Raw genomic sequence first — 18,740 nt, forward strand, 5'->3', positions numbered from 1 at the left:
TTATCGATTATGCGTGTTGATTGATTGTGCGTATTAGCGACGCTTCCAATACTTCTTGCTGCTCAACGCTAAGATTACAACCTTGATCATTAACCAGAATAAAGAAGTCCTCAGCGCGCTCACCAATCGTGGTGATTTTCGCTGCTTGCAAGCTAATATTGTGCTCGGCAAACACGGCTCCCACTTTGGCTAATAATCCTGGCATGTCTAACGCAACTAATTCCATCATCGTTTTCTTGCCCGTTTTGGTCGGCAGAAAACTGACTTTAGTTTTTACATTGAAGTGTAATAGCTTACGTGGTGCTCGACGGATTTTTCGTTCAGATTTCATCACTGTTAACGCTTTTGTTAATGTGCGTCGAATAGTGGTATGACGGTTTTCATTGATTGCTTTACCGTTAGGATCTAACACCATAAAGGTATCAAGTGTGTAACCATCTTTACTATTCATTATTTGAGCATCATGGACACTTAAGTTCTTCTTATCTAGCTCTGAAACGACGATAGCAAAAAGCTTAGCTTTATCTTTGCTATACACGAACACCTCAGTGCCGCCACGGGTTGCTTTTTTACTGAGTAAGATTAGCGGTTTGTCATGATCGTGCGTGAGCAAGGCTTCAGCATGCCACGCCAGTTGTTTGTGGGTATGGCGAAGAAAGTAATCAGCTTTAAAGCGTTGCCATAACACTTCAATTTCACGTGGTTGAAAACCTTTACTACGTAACATGGCAGAAGCTAATTGTTGATTGTGACGAATACGGTCACGCACATCCGGTGTGTTTTCTAAACCGCGACGTAAGGCTTTTTGGGTTGAGTAGTAAAGCTCGGAGAGGAGAGTACGCTTCCAACTATTCCATAAGTCTTGGTTCGTTGCACAGATATCAGCAACGGTTAAGCAGACTAAATAGTCCAGACGTTCTTCATCTCGCACTTCTTTAGCAAATTCGGTGACCACTTCGGGATCGTAAATATCTCGACGTTGTGCGGTTACTGACATGAGGAGGTGTTTTTTAACTAACCATGAAACAATATTTGCTTCTGGTCGTGATAGCCCATGTTGGATACAAAATTCATAGGCATCGACAGCACCGAGTTCAGAGTGATCGCCTTTTCGACCTTTGGCGATATCGTGAAAAATAGCCGCCAGAATTAATAACTCTTTCTTTACAATGCGGGGATAGATCTCACAGCAAATCGGGTGACGTTGTTGATTTTCTGGGTCGCTAAATTTATTCAGGTTTTTGATCACACGAATACTGTGCTCATCGACGGTATAAACGTGGAATAAATCAAATTGCATTTGGCCAACAATGTGGCTCCATTGCGGTAGATAAGCGGACAACACGCCGTGACGATGCATTAAGCGAAAGGCTTTTTGCAAGGCGTTTGGTTGTCGGACCAACTCCATGAATTTTTCACGGGCAGTTGGGATTTCAATTAGAAAGAGATTCAGTCGCCGACGGGCGGTGCGTAACTGGCGCAGTGTGGGTGCTGCAATACCTTCAATCTCAGAGTTTTTTGCGACATGAAGGAACATGTCTAAAATAGTTTCAGGGCGTGCTTGGAATAGCGCTGGCTTGGTGGCTTCAATTAAATGCCCCCGAATTTGAAAGTCTTCATCAAGTACGGTGGGCTCGGTATCTTTTTGTTGGGTAATAATTGCTTGTTCAAATAGCTGTAGTAGCATTTTATTGAGTTCAGCTACTCGACGAAGCGTGCGGTAGAACTCTTTCATCATCATTTCGACATGACGATTCCCTTCACCTTGATAACCTAAGTTGTTAGCCACTGATGCCTGATGATCAAAAGTAAGGCGATTATCATAACGACGAAGTTCGATATGTAATGCAAAGCGAATTCGCCACAGCTCATTTTGACATTCAACCAATTCACGATACTCAGCATCAGTTAAAAAACCATGGCGACTCATTTCAAATAAGCTGGTGGCGCCAAAGTGTCGGCGTGCAACCCAACTTAAGGTATGAATATCTCGCAGTCCGCCAGGGCTTGATTTTATATCAGGTTCTAAATTGTAGGTGGTATCATGATAACGAGCGTGGCGTTTTTTTTGTTCTTCTAACTTGGCTTTATAAAACGTATGACTTGGCCAGAATGCGCCATCATTAATGGATTCAATAAGATGGTTATAGGTGCCTTTATTGCCACATAAATAACGGGCTTCGGTTAAGTTTGTTGCAACGGTTAGGTCATCTTTGCCAACATCAACGCATTCAGCAACAGTACGAACACTTTGTCCCACTTCTAATCGTAGATCCCACAGCAGTGTAATAAACTCACTGACTTTTGCGCCAACCTCATCGCTAATAGGTTGTTCACTTAAGATTAAAATATCGACATCCGAAAGGGGATGAAGTTCACCACGCCCATAACCACCGACGGCAACAAAAGCTAAATCTGATTGCTGTGAAAATCCGTAAAAATGCCATAAACGTTGTAGTAGTTGATCTATATAGTTACTGCGAGCGGTAACTAGATCGGCAATAGGGACATGCTGAAAAAAACTTTCTTTTTGTTGTTCTGCAAAAGTGGTTAATGCATTACGTAAATTATCGAGCGTGATGTCTTGATCAAGGTAACTATCAAGTTGAAGAGAGAGGGTATCCGTCATGGCAGTCCGTGCTATTGCTAAATCTTATCTTTACTATAACGACTACCAGTGAGGAACAACATGTATAGGGAGAAAAAAACCGACACAGAAGGTCGGTTTTTATGATCTTGTTAACGAAGTCGGTATGTTATGCGTTATGCATAAGGCGTGGAAGTGTTTCTTCTGTACGAAGTGTTAAAATTTCACAACCATCTTTTGTCACTAGTAGGGTATGTTCCCACTGTGCTGATTTCTTACCATCGACTGTGTAAACCGTCCAACCATCTTGATCATCAGATTCACAACCGAATTTACCGGCGTTGATCATTGGCTCGATAGTGAAACACATGCCTTCTTTTAGTACGGTACGATCGTTGTTTTTGTAGTGAACGACTTGTGGTTCTTCGTGGAACTCATTTCCGATACCGTGACCACAGTAATCTTTAACAATAGAGAAACGGCTATTACCAGATTTGATAAACTTCTGAATAGCGGTACCAATATCACCTACACGCGCACCTGGTTTTACTTTTTTAATGGCTAAGTAAAGGCTTTCTTGCGCCACTCGACATAGACGCTTGTCTTCAAGCGATACTTCACCCACTTCAAACATTTTTGATGTGTCGCCATGGTAACCATCTTTAATAACGGTTACGTCGATATTAATAATATCACCATCTTTTAGCACTGCAGGCTTTATGTATTTACCATTTGCTTCTGGTACTTCTTCATCAGCTTGTGCTGGAATACCATGACATACTACATGGTTAATTGAAGTACATACTGATTTTGGAAAACCATGGTAATTCAGTGGTGCTGGAATAGCTTGCTGATCTTTAGTGATGTAGTCATGACAAATACGGTCAAGCTCTTCGGTAGTTACACCAGCTTTAACGTGGGGTTCGATCATTTCTAGCACTTCAGCAGCCAAACGGCCCGCAACGCGCATTTTTTCAATTTCTTCAGCCGTTTTGATCTTAATGCTCATATAATCGTCTCTATTTGTATGTTTCGCTATAGCACTATATTACCAGTCGCTTAGGGCTAATGGAAAGATAAGATTCATTCTCATAACCAGATTTGACTAGATTTAGTGCCTAAATATGTGGTATAAAGCGCGCCGTGAACGGTGATTTTGTTTCTTTCGATAACATATATTTTTGTGTAAGCACTAATATTAGGTACGAAGGTGCGACTTGATTGAGTCACACATACTTATTTTATTATTCACACATATCGACACATCTGCCGGGGTGCTCGGTTACCTAATAAGGTAACAATAGCTTTAATAGTTATTATCGGGTCGGTTTTAAGATGGGATATGTGGACGCCTAACCCCATAGAGGATTATTCAATGGCAACTGTATCAATGCGCGACATGCTTCAGGCTGGTGTACACTTTGGTCACCAAACTCGTTACTGGAACCCAAAAATGAAGCCATTCATTTTCGGCGCTCGTAACCGTGTACACATCATCAACCTAGAAAAAACTGTACCAATGTTCAATGCAGCACTAGCTGAAATTGAAAAAATTGCAGCTCGTAAGGGTAAAGTTCTTTTCGTTGGTACTAAGCGCGCAGCTAGCGAATCAATCAAAGAAGCAGCAATCAGCTGTGACCAGTACTACGTAAACAACCGTTGGTTGGGTGGTATGTTGACTAACTGGAAAACTGTTCGTCAATCAATCAAGCGTCTTAAAGATCTTGAAGCTCAATCTACTGATGGTACTTTCGACAAGCTAACCAAAAAAGAAGCGCTAATGCGTACTCGTGAAATGGAAAAGCTTGAGAAATCACTAGGTGGTATTAAGAACATGGGCGGCCTACCAGACGCAATGTTCGTAATCGGCGCTGACTGTGAGCACATCGCAATCAAAGAAGCTAACAACCTAGGTATCCCAGTATTTGCTGTTGTTGATACTAACTCTGATCCAGACGGCGTTGACTTCGTTATCCCAGGTAACGATGACGCAATCCGTGCGATCCAGCTTTACACTGGTGCTGTAGCTCAAACTGTTAAAGAAGCTCGTAACCAAGATATCGCTGTTCAAGCTGAAGAAGACGGTTTCGTAGCTGAAGCTTAATAAGTACTCGTTACTTACCGAGCCTCTTAAGTTACCTTGTGTAAACTAAGAATGGTTACCAGGGGCCGATAGGGCCCCTGATTTTTACTCGAAGAATTAAATCTGAGGATTATGACAATGGCAACAGTTACAGCTGCCCTAGTTAAAGAACTGCGCGAGCGTACTGGCGCAGGTATGATGGATTGTAAAAAAGCACTTGTAGAAGCTAACGCTGACATCGAGCTTGCAATCGAAAACATGCGTAAGAGCGGTGCTGCTAAAGCTGCTAAGAAAGCGGGTAACGTAGCAGCTGAAGGTACTATCATCATCAAAGAAGCTGCTGGTAAAGCTGCTCTTGTTGAAGTTAACTGCCAAACTGACTTCGTAGCTAAAGATGGTAGCTTCCTAGCATTCGCTAACGAAGTTGCTGATGCAGCACTTGCTGGTCACAAATCAGTTGAAGAACTTCAAGCTCAATTTGAAGAAGCACGTATCGCGCTAGTTGCTAAGATTGGTGAGAACATTTCTATCCGTCGTGTAGATTACATCGAAGGCGAGAAAGTTTCTGCTTACACTCACGGTGCTCGTATCGCTGTTGTTGTTGCTGGTAACGGCGACGAAGAAACACTTAAGCACATCGCAATGCACGTTGCTGCATCTAAGCCAGAATACGTTAACCCGTCTGACGTACCAGCTGAAGTTGTTGCTAAAGAGCGTGAAGTTCAAGTTGAAATCGCAATGAACGAAGGCAAGCCACAAGCTATCGCTGAGAAGATGGTTGAAGGCCGCATGAAGAAGTTCACTGGCGAAGTTTCTCTAACTGGTCAAGCTTTCATCATGGAACCAAAGAAAACTGTTGGTGACGTACTGAAAGAAACTGGTGCTACAGTAACTAACTTCATTCGTCTAGAAGTTGGTGAAGGTATCGAGAAAGCTCAAGAAATGAGCTTTGCAGAAGAAGTAGCAGCTGTTCAGAAGGGTTAATCCTTCTTTATAAGAATGCCAAAGACCGTAGCCAAGGCTGCGGTCTTTTTACAACTCCATATCTCAAGTTAGCCTGGAAGGTAAAACACATGACCACAAACCCAAAACCAACTTATCAACGAATTTTGCTTAAGCTAAGTGGTGAAGCACTACAAGGCGAAGAAGGTTTCGGCATTGACGCACAAGTTCTTGACCGTATGGCTCAAGAAATCAAAGAACTCGTTGAACTGGGTGTTCAAGTAGGCCTAGTTATTGGTGGTGGTAACTTATTCCGTGGTGCTGGCCTTGCAGAAGCAGGTATGAACCGAGTTGTGGGCGACCACATGGGTATGCTAGCAACTGTAATGAACGGCTTAGCAATGCGTGATTCTTTGCACCGTGCCTATGTGAACGCTCGAGTGATGTCTGCTATTCCTCTTAATGGCGTTTGTGATAACTACAACTGGGCTGATGCAATTAGCCAGTTACGCCAGGGCCGTGTAGTTATTTTCTCTGCAGGCACTGGTAACCCATTCTTTACTACCGATTCGGCAGCATGTTTACGTGGTATCGAAATTGAAGCTGATGTTGTGCTAAAAGCAACCAAAGTGGATGGTGTTTACACAGACGATCCAGTTAAAAACCCAGATGCAGTACTTTGTGATAAGCTAAGCTACCAAGATGTACTTGAAAAAGAATTAAAGGTAATGGATTTAGCTGCCTTTACACTTGCTCGTGACCACAATATGCCAATTCGTGTCTTTAACATGAATAAACCAGGCGCACTACGTCGCGTAGTGATGGGTGAGCAAGAAGGTACGCTAATCACTAGCGCTTAAGCAAAAGTGGCAACTGATTAATTGAAAAAAGTATGATTACTTTTTTACTGTGATCGAATTATCAAGGGTATTTATTGTGATTAACGAAATCAAACAAGACGCGCAAACGCGCATGGAAAAAAGTGTTGATGCACTACGAAATCAACTAGTAAAAATCCGTACAGGTCGTGCTCACCCAAGCCTACTTGATACGATTCATGTTGAGTACTACGGTGCGAACACACCGTTAAACCAAGTAGCAAACGTTGTTGCTGAAGATGCTCGTACTCTTGCTATCACTGTATTTGACCGTGAACTAGCACCAAAAGTAGAAAAAGCGATCATGATGTCTGATTTGGGTCTAAACCCAATGTCTGCAGGTACTGTGATCCGTGTTCCTCTTCCTCCGCTTACAGAAGAGCGTCGTCGCGATCTTGTTAAGATTGTACGTGCAGAAGCAGAGCAAGGCCGTGTTGCTGTTCGTAACATTCGTCGTGATGCAAATGCAACGGTTAAAGGTCTATTAAAAGACAAAGAAATTTCTGAAGATGATGATCGTCGTGCACAAGACGAAATTCAGAAATTAACAGACGATGCTATTAAGAATATCGATGCAGTTCTTGAAGTAAAAGAAAAAGAGCTAATGGAAGTTTAAACTTTATTCGTTAAGTTTTAAATGGCTAGAGGCGCTGTGCGTGCAGCACGGCGCTTTTTTTTGAGGGATAGAGATGGCAGAGCATTCAATCGAGGCTGGGCTTTCGGCAGATTGTCTTCCTAACCACATAGCTGTGATTATGGATGGTAATGGTCGTTGGGCAAAAGCCAAAGGCAAAGCTCGGGTGTTTGGTCACAAGGCTGGCGTAGAAGCCGTGCGAAAAACAGTTTCGACTGCTAATCGTCTGGGTATAAAAGTATTAACACTATTTGCTTTTAGTAGTGAAAACTGGCGTCGTCCCGAAGCCGAGGTTTCACTATTGATGGAGCTCTTCATGACGGTATTAAGTCGTGAAGTAAAAAGATTACATAAGAATAATATTCAATTACGTATCATTGGCGATAAGCGCCGTTTTAGCCAGCGTTTACAAGATAAAATTTCATCGGCGGAAAAGTTAACCGCTGATAATACTGGAATGGTATTGAACGTTGCAGCAAATTACGGCGGGCAATGGGATATTTTAGAAGCGGCTAAAAAGTTAGCTCAACATGCGATTAATAATAAGCTTGATCTCGCAACTGTAACTGAACAAGATTTAGAATCAGGACTCTCAACGTATGGGTTACCAGAGGTTGAACTCTTGATCCGTACTAGTGGCGAGTGCCGAATTAGTAACTTTATGCTATGGCAGACAGCTTATGCGGAGTTATTTTTCACAGAAGAACACTGGCCTGATTTTGATGAATCAAGTTTATTGAATGCCGTTGCTTGGTTCGTGACTCGTGAACGCCGTTTTGGCTGTACTGGCGAACAAATACAAGCATTGTTAAAATAAGAGTTATTATTTTTCGCCAATGCGCAGCAATGTGTGTTGGCGTTATTATTTACAGTGAATATGGCCTTTGCCTATACAATAATTATATAGAGGACGCAGTTTGCTAAAGCAACGTATTATTACCGCATTAATCCTCGCACCACTTGTTATTGCGGGGATCTTTTTCTTACCATTTCCAGCCTTTGTGGTAGCCATTGCGGCAATAACATTAGTGGGCTTTTGGGAATGGACACAGTTTGTTAATACATCATCTCGCATCCGTGCAATGATTCTACCTGTGATTGCATTAGGTGCTAGCCTAGTGTTATTACCAGTAGATACAGCGTCTCTTTCGGCGATGAGTAATGGCTTACATGGCGTCTTATTAGTTGGTGGAATATGGTGGCTAATCGCATCTATATTAGCAATTACATACCCAAAAACTGATAAATTATGGGCGTCTAACTCTTTTATTAAACAGATTTTTGGCTTGTTAACACTGCTCCCGTTTTTTTGGAGTATTTTAATGTTACGTGCTGTAGATTACAGCATCGATTCGTATCATGGTGCTAAACTTGTTCTACTAGTTTGTTTCTTAGTTTGGTCTGCAGATACGGGCGCATATTTTTCAGGTAAGCGTTTTGGTAAGCATAAAATGGCGCCAGCTGTTAGCCCAAATAAAACGATTGAAGGTTTAGTCGGTGGGGTAATTTTAGCCGTTATTATTACTTGGCTAGGTGCAAAGCTTCTTTCTATTCCGTTTATCTCAATTTCAAGCTTGTTATCGATAGCTATTATTACTGTTGTCATTTCTGTGCTTGGCGATTTAGTTGAAAGTATGTTTAAACGTGCTTCTGGCGTTAAAGATAGCGGTAACATATTACCTGGACATGGTGGGATTTTAGATCGTATTGATAGCTTAACCGCAGCAATACCTGTTTTTACATTACTTTATCTCTGGTTAATGTAAGCCACCTCTTTTCTAAGGCAGCCATTACGCTGCCTTTTTTGTAAATGTAAGTGAATTTATGCGTAAGTTAACGATCCTAGGAGCTACGGGCTCAATAGGTAGCAGTACTTTAAATGTTGTTGCTAAAAACCCTGAACTATTTGAAGTAGTAGCACTTGCTGCATGTTCAAATGTTGAAAAAATGTTTGCGCTTTGTCAGCAATGGCAACCGAATTTTGCTGCGATGTTTGATAGTAAAGCTGCAGCAGAATTAGCCTCTTTATTAAAGCAGCAAGAAATTGCAACAACAGTGCTTAGTGGCGAGCAAGGTGTTTGTGAAGTCGCAGCTCTTGATGATGTCGACACTGTTATGGCGGCGATTGTTGGTGCAGCAGGCTTATTACCAACGATGGCGGCAGTGAAAAAAGGCAAACGAATTTTACTTGCCAATAAAGAAGCGCTGGTGATGACTGGGCAAATGTTCATAGATGCTTGTGAACAGTATGGTGCTGAATTATTACCGGTTGATAGTGAGCATAATGCAATTTTTCAATCATTACCGACCAATATTCAGCAGCGTATGGGACGTTGTGATTTATCAGCATCGGGCGTGAGTAAAGTACTATTAACAGGCTCTGGTGGTCCTTTTCGATACACAGATATTGCAGAATTAGATAATGTGACACCTGCAATGGCGATTGCTCACCCTAATTGGTCAATGGGGCCAAAAATCTCTGTGGATTCAGCCACAATGATGAATAAAGGTCTAGAGTATATTGAAGCACGTTGGTTATTTAATGCCAGCCGTGAGCAAATGGATGTCATTATTCACCCGCAGTCTGTTATTCACTCAATGGTGCAATATAAAGATGGTTCTGTTATTGCACAAATGGGATTACCCGATATGTGTACGCCGATTGCTTGTGCAATGGCATACCCTGAACGTGTCGATGCAGGTGTAGCTCCGCTTGATTTTAGTCAAATTGGTGAATTTACTTTTATGAAACCAGACTTTGATCGTTATCCATGTTTAAAGCTTGCTATTGATGCGTGCTATCAAGGGCAAGCGGCAACAACGACGTTGAATGCTGCTAATGAAATGGCTGTTGCGGCATTTTTAGCAGGTGAAATTTGCTTTACAGATATTGCTAAAGTGAACCAAAAAGTGCTAGAAATAGCCGTGCTTGTTGAACCTCACAATATTGCTGAGGTAATGGAAATAGATAAACAAGCTCGTCAACTTGCTTCAGATGTCATCACCAAGGAATTTGCATGATTGAATTTATCCGCAATTTAAGTGCTTTTTTAGTTGCTCTAGGAATATTAATTGCTGTCCATGAGTTTGGTCACTTTTGGGTTGCTCGACGTTGCGGTGTATATGTTGAACGCTTTTCGATTGGCTTCGGTAAAGCACTTTTCCGTCGCAAAGGAAAAGACGGAACAGAATATACACTGGCAATGATCCCACTGGGTGGCTATGTAAAAATGCTTGATGAGCGGGTAGAAGAGGTACCTGAAGAAAAGCGTCATATGGCGTTTAATAACAAAAAACTTTGGCAACGAAGTGCAATTGTTGCTGCAGGCCCTTTAGCAAACTTTCTTTTTGCCATTTTTGCATATTGGCTTGTGTATCTTATTGGGGTCCCTGCGTTAAAACCTTATATAGGTGAAGTGGCTCCACAATCTATCGCGGCGCAAGCAGGAATTACACCTGGAATGGAACTTAAATCTATTTCAGGAATCGAAACATCAGATTGGGAATCAGCCAATATGGCAATGGTTTCTCATATTGGTGATAAGAGCATGGTGATCACAGCGACAGAGCCTGACAGTAATGTCATCGTGACGCGCACTTTAGATCTATCTCATTGGTCTTATGATCCTGAGTCTCAGCAAGTACTAAAAACATTAGGTATTACGCCTTATCGACCTAAAATTACGTTAAATGTCGCGCAATTGGTTGATAATAGTGCTGCAGTAGATGCAGGATTTAAATTAAATGATAAGATTGTAGCAATTGATAAAAAGCCTGTAACTGAATGGCAGCAGTTTGTTGATGCGGTGCGTACGCACCCTGAGCAACCGCTTTCAGTTGAAGTGTTGCGAGATGATGAACCTGTGATGTTATCATTAGTTCCTCGTAGCAAGGTTGAACCAGATGGTAATCAAGTTGGCTATGTAGGATTAGCGCCTGCGATTGAACCGTGGCCTGAATCTTATAAAGTAAACTTGCAGTTTGGTCCGATTGAAGCTGCGGTTAAAGCAACAGACAAAACGAAGCAATTAGTGGCGTTGACTTTTGATATGGTCACTAAACTGTTTACAGGTGATGTTGCAATTAAAAACCTCAGTGGACCGATATCCATTGCAAAAGGTGCAGGAATGACCGCCGACTTTGGTTTGGTCTATTTTCTCGGATTTTTAGCACTGATAAGTGTCAATTTAGGTATAGTTAATTTGTTACCGCTTCCGGTGTTGGATGGAGGACATTTAATGTTTTTCGCCATTGAAGCTGTAACCCGTCGTCCTGTATCAGAACGAATTCAGGATATTGGCTATAGAGTGGGATCAGCCGTTTTGGTTGCGTTAATGGCCGTTGCGCTATTCAATGATTTTACCCGTCTTTAATAATGCGTTTTTAGCAAGGAATAATCAGAACAGTAATGGCGATTAAAAAACTGTTGGTCGCATCGCTGCTTTTAACCAGTAGCGTTGCGCATAGTGCGGAAGATAAATTTGTAGTTGATAACATTCGTTTTGAAGGACTTCAGCGTGTTACGTTAGGTGCGGCATTATTAAAAATGCCTGTCCGCGTTGGAGATACTGTTGATCAACAGGATATTTCAGAACTGATAAAATCACTCTACTCTTCTGGCAACTTTGAAAATATTAGAGTATATCGTGACGGCAATACGCTTCAGATCGATGTAACAGAGCGTCCTACTATTGCTGATATTACTTTCTCAGGTAACAAAGCGATCAAGGCTGAGCAGCTAAAAGAAAATTTAGAAGCATCAGGTTTGCGTGTGGGTGAAGCGCTTGATCGTACAACGTTACGAAAAATTGAAAAAGGGCTAGAAGATTTCTATTACAGTGTTGGTAAATACAACGCAACGGTAGAAGCTGTTGTTACGCCTTTGCCTCGTAATCGTGCTGATATTAAATTTGTTTTCACTGAAGGTGTGTCTGCAAAAATTAAGCAGATTAACATTCTAGGTAACCATGTTTTCAGTGATGATGAATTACGCAGTAAGTTTACACTTAAGGACGATGTGCCTTGGTGGAACTTCATGGCGAATGAAAAATATCAAAAACAAGTATTGCAAGGCGATTTAGAAACGCTACGTTCTCAATATTTGAATAATGGTTATTTGAAGTATCGACTTGATGATACACAAGTGTCTATTTCACCAGATAAAAAAGGCGTGTATATCACCCTTAAAATCCATGAAGGACATCAGTATAAAGTTAAGAATGTAAAGTTCCGTGGTGATGTTGCAGGTCGCGTTGCTGAGTTCGATAAGCTGGTAACATTTAAGACTGGCTCTGTTTATAACGGCGCAGCTGTTACATCGCTAGAAGAAGCGGTTAAACGTAAGCTTGGTGAAGCAGGTTACGCTTACCCGAAAGTAACGACATACCCAGAGTTTGATGATAAGACCAATGAAGTATCATTGGTTGTAAATGTTGAGCAAGGTAAACGTATTTACGTTCGTAATATTGAGTTCCGTGGTAATACCAATACTAAAGATGAAGTTTTACGCCGTGAAATGCGTCAAATGGAAGGTACTTGGTTAAATGCGAAGAAGATTGAAACAGGTAAAACACGTTTAAACCGTACCGGTTTCTTTGAAAATGTCGATGTACAAACGGTACGAGTACCAGGTTCTGATGATCAGGTTGACATTAAGTACAACGTGAAAGAAGCCAATTCTGGTAGTGTTAATTTTGGTGTTGGTTACGGTACTGAATCAGGTATTAGTTTCCAAGCTGGCTTAACTCAAGATAACTTCTTAGGTACGGGTAATCGTTTTGGTATCAATGCGATGACGAATGATTACTCGAAAAATATCAGTCTTGAATACAACGATCCTTACTTCACGATTAATCATGTCAGCCTTGGTGGTAAGATCTATTATAACGAGTTTGAAGCATCTGATGCCAATATCTCGGATTACACCAACCAAAGCTACGGTACAAGCTTAACGTGGGGTTTCCCGGTTAATGAGCTAAATAGCTTTAACTTTAGTTTGGGTTACGATCACAATAAGATCTCGAATACTCAAGATTATTACCAAATTCAGCAATTTAAAAAGATTCATGGTTTTGATCTCGATAGCGATAATGCGATCACTCTTGATGATTATAGTTGGACACTTGGCTGGACGCGTAACAACTTAAACCGAGGTTACTTCCCAACTTCTGGTAACCGCCAAGACTTCTCATTTAAGATGACAATTCCTGGTTCAGACTCACAGTACTTCAAAGCGCAGTACAACGTTCGTCAATATATACCGTTAACAGAGAGCCAAAACTTTAGCTTATTGCTACGTGGTAAGTTGGGTTACGGTAATGGCTACGGTAAAACGGATAATGGTAGCGATCAGCTAATGCCATTCTACGAAAACTTCTATGCCGGTGGTTTTAGTACAATTCGTGGTTTCCGTTCCAACACTGTTGGTCCAAAAGCGGTATTTGTTGGTGGTTGTGGCGTAAACGGTCAAGGTAATAACAACTGTGCGACTGGTACTGATGATGCTGCTGGTGGTAATGCAATTGCGCTTGCAAGTATGGAGCTAATTGTTCCAACACCATTTATCTCTGATGAGTTGAAAAACCAAATTCGTACGAGCTTCTTTGTTGATGCTGGTTCTGTTTGGGATACTGAATATAACCTGAATTATAAGAGCAGCAATGGTCAAAAATTGGCAGATTACTCTGATCCAGGTATGATCCGCGCTTCTGCGGGTGCAGCTTTACAGTGGATGTCGCCAATGGGTCCACTTGTATTCTCGGTTGCTAAGCCAATCAAGAAATATGAAGGGGATGATGAGGAATTCTTCACATTCACTATTGGTCAGACATTCTAATTTTGAGGAGAGAACTTTTGAAACAATGGATTAAAGCAGCAAGTCTTGGCTTGGTAATTCTATCTTCGTCTATGTACGCAAATGCAGCGGAAGCTGCTCAAAAAATTGGTTACGTATCTACTGGTCAAGCAATGTCTGAGTTAGCTCAGCGTTACAAGGTTCAAGATAAGTTAAAGAAAGAATTCAGTGGTCGTGTTGCGGCACTACGTTCTATCGAAACTAAGATGAAGGGCAAGATTGATAAATTGAAGCGTGATGGTGAACTGATGAGTTCAGATCAACGTCAAAAGCTTCAACGAGAGCTTGCTCAACTTGATTCTGATTACAAATTAAAAGCACAAGCACTTGCTGAAGATCAACGCCGTCGTGGTATGGAAGAAGAGCAGAAGCTTGTTAAGAAAATCCGTACAGCGATTGATACAGTAGCAGAGAAAAACGGTTATAACATCGTGCTAGACGCACAAGCTGTTTTATTCGCAAATAAGAAAGATGATCTTTCTTCTAAAGTGATTGCTGCGGTAAAATAATCAGTAATATGAAGCAATTATGATTGGTATATCGTTATTTTCGCGATATACCAGTTTTTAGCGTATCTAGCAGCCACTTTTGTGGCTGTTGTTACAATAGGTATAAGGTAAATATGGCTGCAATCACACTTGCTAAACTAGCTGAAAAATTAGGTGCAGAGCTTCAAGGCGACGGCTCGGTGGAAATTCATTCTATTGCTGGGATGAGCAAGGCTGTGGAAGGTCAAATAACGTTCCTTTCTGATAGCAAATACCGTAAGCAACTTGCTGACTGCAAGGCTGATGCTGTAATGCTACGAGAAGCGGATGTCGAATTCTTCCAAGGTAATGCATTAGTTGTTAAAGATCCTTACTTAAGCTACGCATTAGTTGCACAACTATTAGATACAACGCCAGCAGCAGCAACCGAGATAGCGGCATCTGCATTTGTAGATCCAACGGCTACGCTTGGTAATAACGTTGCTATTGGCCATAACGTAGTGATTGAAGCGGGTGTTACTTTAGGTAATAACGTGCAAATTGGTGCGGGTTGTTTTATCGGTAAAAATGCGGTCATTGGTGATAACACTAAATTATGGGCGAATGTCACTATTTATCACAATGTTGAGTTAGGTAGCGATTGTTTAGTGCAATCAAGCACGGTTATTGGTGCCGATGGCTTCGGTTATGCTAATGATAAAGGTGAGTGGGTAAAAATCCCTCAACTGGGTTCTGTGCGTATTGGTAATCGTGTTGAAATTGGCTCATGTACTACTATTGACCGTGGTGCACTCGATGACACCATTATCGAAGACAATGTGATCATTGATAACCAAATGCAAATCGCCCATAACGTGCAGATCGGATATGGTACAGCGATGGCGGGTGGTACAATTGTCGCTGGTAGCACCAAAATTGGTAAATATTGTATTATTGGTGGTGCATCAGTATTAAATGGCCATATCAACATTGCTGATGGTGTAACCATCACAGGTATGGGCATGGTAATGCGAAGTATTGAAGAAAAAGGCATGTATTCTTCAGGTATTCCATTACAAACAAACCGCGAATGGCGTAAAACTGCAACGCGTGTTCATCGTATTGATGATATGAACAAACGTTTAAAAGCTGTTGAAAAAGAACTCGCAGCGAAAGAGAAGTAAGTTTTTACTCTTAATTGATGTGCCTACCTTGTGTAGGCCGTTTTGCATTTATATTGAATATTATTTTATTCTTTCTAATACAGGTATTTAGTTTTGACCAGCGAAAATAAGACGCTAAACATCACAGAAATTCAGGAACTGCTTCCTCATCGTTATCCTTTCTTAATGATTGACCGTGTTACAAATTATGATGAAGGCAAAACGTTAACAGCAATCAAAAATGTTTCTGTCAATGAGCCTCAATTTACTGGTCATTTCCCTAATATGCCGGTGTTTCCAGGTGTAATGATTTTAGAAGCGATGGCACAAGCAACAGGTCTACTTGCATTCAAAACCTTTGGTGCACCTGCTGAAAATGAACTGTACTACTTTGCAAGTATCGATAAAGCAAAGTTTCGTAAGCCTGTAGGTCCTGGTGATCAGCTTATTTTGGATGTTGAATTTATCAAAGAGCGTCGCGGTATTGCGCTATTTAATGGCGTAGCAACAGTTGACGGCGAAGTTGTATGTTCAGCTGAACTTAAATGTGCACGACGAGTATTCTCATGATCCATGAAACCGCACAAATTCATCCGTCAGCAGTGGTTGAAGACGGTGTAAAGATTGGCGCTAATGTCAAAGTTGGTCCATTCACTTATATTGCCACTGATGTTGAAATTGGTGAAGGCACTGAAGTGATGTCACACGTTGTGATTAAAGGTCCAACGGTGATCGGTAAAGATAACCGTATATTCCCATTCGCCGTGATCGGTGAAGAGTGCCAAGATAAGAAATATCAAGGCGAAGCAACACGTCTTGTGATTGGTGATCGCAATGTGATCCGTGAAAGTGTTCAAATGCATCGCGGCACAGTACAAGATAAAGGTGTGACTATCGTAGGTAGTGATAACCTTTTCTGTGTCAATGTACATATTGCGCATGATTGCGTCGTGGGCGATAACATTATCATGGGGAATAACGCGACATTAGCAGGTCACGTAACAGTTGAAGATTACGCGATTATTTCTGCACTATCGCCAGTACACCAATTCTGTACTGTCGGCGCACATAGTTTTATCGGCGGCGGCTCTATTGTTGTTCAAGATGTGCCACCGTTTGTAATGGCGCAAGGTAACCACGCGAAACCGTTCGGTATTAATATCGAAGGCTTAAAGCGTCGTGGTTTTGAAAAGCCAGAATTACATGCTATCCGTCGTGCATATAAAGAAATTTACCGTTCAGGTAAAACGCTAGCTGAAGTAAAACCTGTACTTGAAGAAATGAGTAAAGATTATCCTTCAATTGGCTTATTCCTGAAACTATTTGAAAACTCGACACGCGGTATTATTCGCTAATGACGAAGCCACTTCGAATAGGAATTGTCGCCGGAGAAATCTCCGGCGATATTTTAGGTGCAGGCTTTATAAAAGCCGTAAAAGCCAAATACCCAGATGCTGAATTTATTGGTGTTGCAGGTCCTCGTATGCAAGCAGAAGGCTGTGAAGCGCTGTTTGATATGGAAGAGCTTGCGGTGATGGGGATTGTTGAAGTATTAGGTCGCTTACCTCGCTTATTTAAGGTCAAAGCAGAGCTTGTTAAATACTTTAGCGATAACCCACCAGACGTTTTTGTTGGTATAGATGCCCCTGATTTTAACTTACGCCTAGAAAAAGATTTAAAAGAAAGCGGCATTAAAACCGTGCATTATGTCAGTCCATCGGTGTGGGCATGGCGCCAAAAGCGTATTTTCAAAATCGAAGCTGCTACTAATCTTGTGCTTGCTTTCTTGCCGTTCGAAAAAGCGTTTTACGATAAGTTTAATGTGCCTTGCGAGTTCGTTGGACACACAATGGCAGACGCTATTCCATTGCAAACCGACCAAGGTGCTGCGCAAACATTATTAGGCTTAGATTCTGATAAACGATGGCTTGCGGTATTACCCGGTAGCCGAGGTAGCGAAATGGAAATGCTCGCGCCACCGTTTATCGAAACGTGTAAAAAACTTAAGGCTAAACATCCTGATTTAGGTTTTGTCGTTGCACTGGTTAATCAAAAACGTCGAGCACAATTTGAGCAAGCGTGGCAACAAACTGCACCGGATCTCGATTTCGTGCTGGTGGATGATACTGCTCGTAATGTAATGATTGCTTCAGATGCTGTATTGCTCGCATCGGGTACGGTTGCATTAGAGTGTATGTTAGTGAAGCGTCCGATGGTGGTGGGCTATAAAGTGAAACCATTAACGGCGTGGCTGGCTAAGAAAATGCTTAAAACTAAGTATGTTTCATTGCCAAATATTCTCGCAGATGAAGAGCTGGTCACTGAGCTTTTGCAAGAAGATTGTACGCCAGAGAAGCTCTATCACGAAGTGGATAAAATGCTATATGGTGACACTTCTGAGTTGATGTTGAAATTTGAGCAGATGCATAAAAACATTCGTTGTAATGCCGATGAGCAAGCAGCAAATGCCGTCCTTGCCTTGATTGATAGAGCGTAAAATGGCTGAGAAAAAAGAGCTTGAACCTTTTGTTTATCCGCAAGCAACTTGTATTGCTGGGGTTGATGAAGTTGGTCGTGGGCCATTAGTTGGCGCAGTGGTGACTGCGGCTGTGATTTTAGATCCGAATAATCCCATTGAAGGTTTAACGGATTCTAAAAAATTGACCGAGAAAAAACGCAATTTGTTGTTTGATGAAATCAAAGAAAAAGCTTTGTCTTGGTCATTAGGTCGTTGTGAAGCGGACGAAATTGATAACTTGAATATCTTGCAAGCAACGATGGTTGCGATGCAGCGCGCAGTAGCAGGCTTAAGTGTACAGCCAGATTACGTACTTATTGATGGTAACAAAGTACCTGAATTACCGATGGCTGCACAGGCTGTGGTGAAAGGGGATTTACGTGTTGCTGAGATCAGTGCTGCGTCCATTATTGCTAAAGTGACCCGTGATCGTGAAATGGAAATATTAGATGCAGAGTTTCCGCAGTACGGTTTTGCTAAACATAAAGGTTATCCAACCAAAGCACACTTTGAAGCATTAGAGCAATACGGTGCAATAGAGCAGCATCGTAAGAGCTTTAAACCTGTAAAGCGAGTATTGGGTTTAGACTAAACGATTTTTCTTTTACAGACTAA

17 protein-coding genes are annotated in these 18,740 nt (G+C 41.6%); 15 read left to right on the forward strand and 2 right to left on the reverse strand.

Annotated elements, in window-relative coordinates:
* Positions 1-7 precede the first annotated feature (7 nt).
* Positions 8-2,629 carry a bifunctional uridylyltransferase/uridylyl-removing protein GlnD gene (gene glnD / locus CTN01_RS19165; protein WP_045150412.1) on the reverse strand — a complete coding sequence of 874 codons (2,622 nt, stop codon included), beginning with the start codon at positions 2,627-2,629 and terminating at the stop codon, positions 8-10.
* A 127-nt stretch (positions 2,630-2,756) separates the two neighbouring features.
* Positions 2,757-3,596 carry a type I methionyl aminopeptidase gene (gene map, locus CTN01_RS19170; RefSeq protein ID WP_005371652.1) on the reverse strand — a complete coding sequence of 280 codons (840 nt, stop codon included), beginning with the start codon at positions 3,594-3,596 and terminating at the stop codon, positions 2,757-2,759.
* Between the two features lie 366 nt (positions 3,597-3,962).
* Between map and rpsB the strand changes: the two genes are divergently transcribed.
* The 15 genes from rpsB (at position 3,963) to rnhB (ending at position 18,717) form a co-directional block, all read left to right on the forward strand.
* On the forward strand, positions 3,963-4,691 hold the full coding sequence (gene rpsB / locus CTN01_RS19175) for a 30S ribosomal protein S2 (RefSeq protein WP_005371655.1): 729 nt from the start codon (positions 3,963-3,965) through the stop codon (positions 4,689-4,691).
* A 117-nt stretch (positions 4,692-4,808) separates the two neighbouring features.
* A complete protein-coding gene (gene tsf / locus CTN01_RS19180) occupies positions 4,809-5,654 on the forward strand; it encodes a translation elongation factor Ts (RefSeq protein ID WP_005371657.1) in 846 nt (281 codons plus the stop codon).
* 89 nt (positions 5,655-5,743) lie between these two features.
* The gene (pyrH, locus tag CTN01_RS19185; protein WP_005371658.1) at positions 5,744-6,472 is read left to right on the forward strand and encodes a UMP kinase; all 729 of its coding nucleotides are present in this window, start codon (positions 5,744-5,746) and stop codon (positions 6,470-6,472) included.
* A 76-nt stretch (positions 6,473-6,548) separates the two neighbouring features.
* Positions 6,549-7,106, forward strand: a complete 558-nt coding sequence (gene frr / locus CTN01_RS19190) for a ribosome recycling factor (protein WP_005371660.1) — start codon at positions 6,549-6,551, stop codon at positions 7,104-7,106.
* 73 nt (positions 7,107-7,179) lie between these two features.
* Positions 7,180-7,941 (forward strand): undecaprenyl pyrophosphate synthase, encoded by a 762-nt coding sequence (uppS, locus tag CTN01_RS19195; protein WP_045150411.1) that lies wholly within the window; start codon positions 7,180-7,182, stop codon positions 7,939-7,941.
* A gap of 100 nt (positions 7,942-8,041) precedes the next feature.
* On the forward strand, positions 8,042-8,890 hold the full coding sequence (locus tag CTN01_RS19200; RefSeq protein WP_045150410.1) for a phosphatidate cytidylyltransferase: 849 nt from the start codon (positions 8,042-8,044) through the stop codon (positions 8,888-8,890).
* A gap of 58 nt (positions 8,891-8,948) precedes the next feature.
* On the forward strand, positions 8,949-10,145 hold the full coding sequence (ispC, locus tag CTN01_RS19205; protein WP_045150409.1) for a 1-deoxy-D-xylulose-5-phosphate reductoisomerase: 1,197 nt from the start codon (positions 8,949-8,951) through the stop codon (positions 10,143-10,145).
* A complete protein-coding gene (rseP, locus tag CTN01_RS19210; protein ID WP_045150407.1) occupies positions 10,142-11,497 on the forward strand; it encodes a sigma E protease regulator RseP in 1,356 nt (451 codons plus the stop codon). The genes ispC and rseP overlap by 4 nt, the downstream gene beginning before the upstream one ends.
* A gap of 35 nt (positions 11,498-11,532) precedes the next feature.
* Complete coding sequence (bamA, locus tag CTN01_RS19215) at positions 11,533-13,959, forward strand: outer membrane protein assembly factor BamA (protein WP_045150406.1); 2,427 nt, start codon at positions 11,533-11,535, stop codon at positions 13,957-13,959.
* 17 nt (positions 13,960-13,976) lie between these two features.
* Complete coding sequence (locus tag CTN01_RS19220) at positions 13,977-14,486, forward strand: OmpH/Skp family outer membrane protein (protein ID WP_005371669.1); 510 nt, start codon at positions 13,977-13,979, stop codon at positions 14,484-14,486.
* Between the two features lie 113 nt (positions 14,487-14,599).
* On the forward strand, positions 14,600-15,628 hold the full coding sequence (gene lpxD, locus CTN01_RS19225) for a UDP-3-O-(3-hydroxymyristoyl)glucosamine N-acyltransferase (RefSeq protein ID WP_045131033.1): 1,029 nt from the start codon (positions 14,600-14,602) through the stop codon (positions 15,626-15,628).
* 93 nt (positions 15,629-15,721) lie between these two features.
* Complete coding sequence (gene fabZ, locus CTN01_RS19230) at positions 15,722-16,177, forward strand: 3-hydroxyacyl-ACP dehydratase FabZ (RefSeq protein WP_005371673.1); 456 nt, start codon at positions 15,722-15,724, stop codon at positions 16,175-16,177.
* Positions 16,174-16,962: an acyl-ACP--UDP-N-acetylglucosamine O-acyltransferase gene (lpxA, locus tag CTN01_RS19235; protein ID WP_045129142.1), complete on the forward strand. Its 789-nt coding sequence runs from the start codon at positions 16,174-16,176 to the stop codon at positions 16,960-16,962. Before fabZ ends, lpxA begins: the two co-directional genes overlap by 4 nt.
* On the forward strand, positions 16,962-18,104 hold the full coding sequence (gene lpxB, locus CTN01_RS19240) for a lipid-A-disaccharide synthase (RefSeq protein ID WP_045131032.1): 1,143 nt from the start codon (positions 16,962-16,964) through the stop codon (positions 18,102-18,104). The genes lpxA and lpxB overlap by 1 nt, the downstream gene beginning before the upstream one ends.
* Before the next feature lies 1 nt (position 18,105).
* Positions 18,106-18,717 (forward strand): ribonuclease HII, encoded by a 612-nt coding sequence (gene rnhB, locus CTN01_RS19245; RefSeq protein WP_045131031.1) that lies wholly within the window; start codon positions 18,106-18,108, stop codon positions 18,715-18,717.
* The last annotated feature ends 23 nt before the right edge of the window (positions 18,718-18,740 follow it).

The organism is Photobacterium angustum (genome assembly GCF_003026365.1).
Classification (GTDB): Bacteria; Pseudomonadota; Gammaproteobacteria; order Enterobacterales; family Vibrionaceae; genus Photobacterium; species Photobacterium angustum.

Coding starts and splice junctions, on each gene's coding strand:
- glnD (WP_045150412.1), bottom strand. CDS start 2,629: ATGACGGATACCCTCTCTCTTCAACTTGATAGTTACCTTGATCAAGAC.
- map (WP_005371652.1), bottom strand. CDS start 3,596: ATGAGCATTAAGATCAAAACGGCTGAAGAAATTGAAAAAATGCGCGTT.
- rpsB (WP_005371655.1), top strand. CDS start 3,963: ATGGCAACTGTATCAATGCGCGACATGCTTCAGGCTGGTGTACACTTT.
- tsf (WP_005371657.1), top strand. CDS start 4,809: ATGGCAACAGTTACAGCTGCCCTAGTTAAAGAACTGCGCGAGCGTACT.
- pyrH (WP_005371658.1), top strand. CDS start 5,744: ATGACCACAAACCCAAAACCAACTTATCAACGAATTTTGCTTAAGCTA.
- uppS (WP_045150411.1), top strand. CDS start 7,180: ATGGCAGAGCATTCAATCGAGGCTGGGCTTTCGGCAGATTGTCTTCCT.
- ispC (WP_045150409.1), top strand. CDS start 8,949: ATGCGTAAGTTAACGATCCTAGGAGCTACGGGCTCAATAGGTAGCAGT.
- rseP (WP_045150407.1), top strand. CDS start 10,142: ATGATTGAATTTATCCGCAATTTAAGTGCTTTTTTAGTTGCTCTAGGA.
- bamA (WP_045150406.1), top strand. CDS start 11,533: ATGGCGATTAAAAAACTGTTGGTCGCATCGCTGCTTTTAACCAGTAGC.
- lpxD (WP_045131033.1), top strand. CDS start 14,600: ATGGCTGCAATCACACTTGCTAAACTAGCTGAAAAATTAGGTGCAGAG.
- lpxA (WP_045129142.1), top strand. CDS start 16,174: ATGATCCATGAAACCGCACAAATTCATCCGTCAGCAGTGGTTGAAGAC.
- lpxB (WP_045131032.1), top strand. CDS start 16,962: ATGACGAAGCCACTTCGAATAGGAATTGTCGCCGGAGAAATCTCCGGC.
- rnhB (WP_045131031.1), top strand. CDS start 18,106: ATGGCTGAGAAAAAAGAGCTTGAACCTTTTGTTTATCCGCAAGCAACT.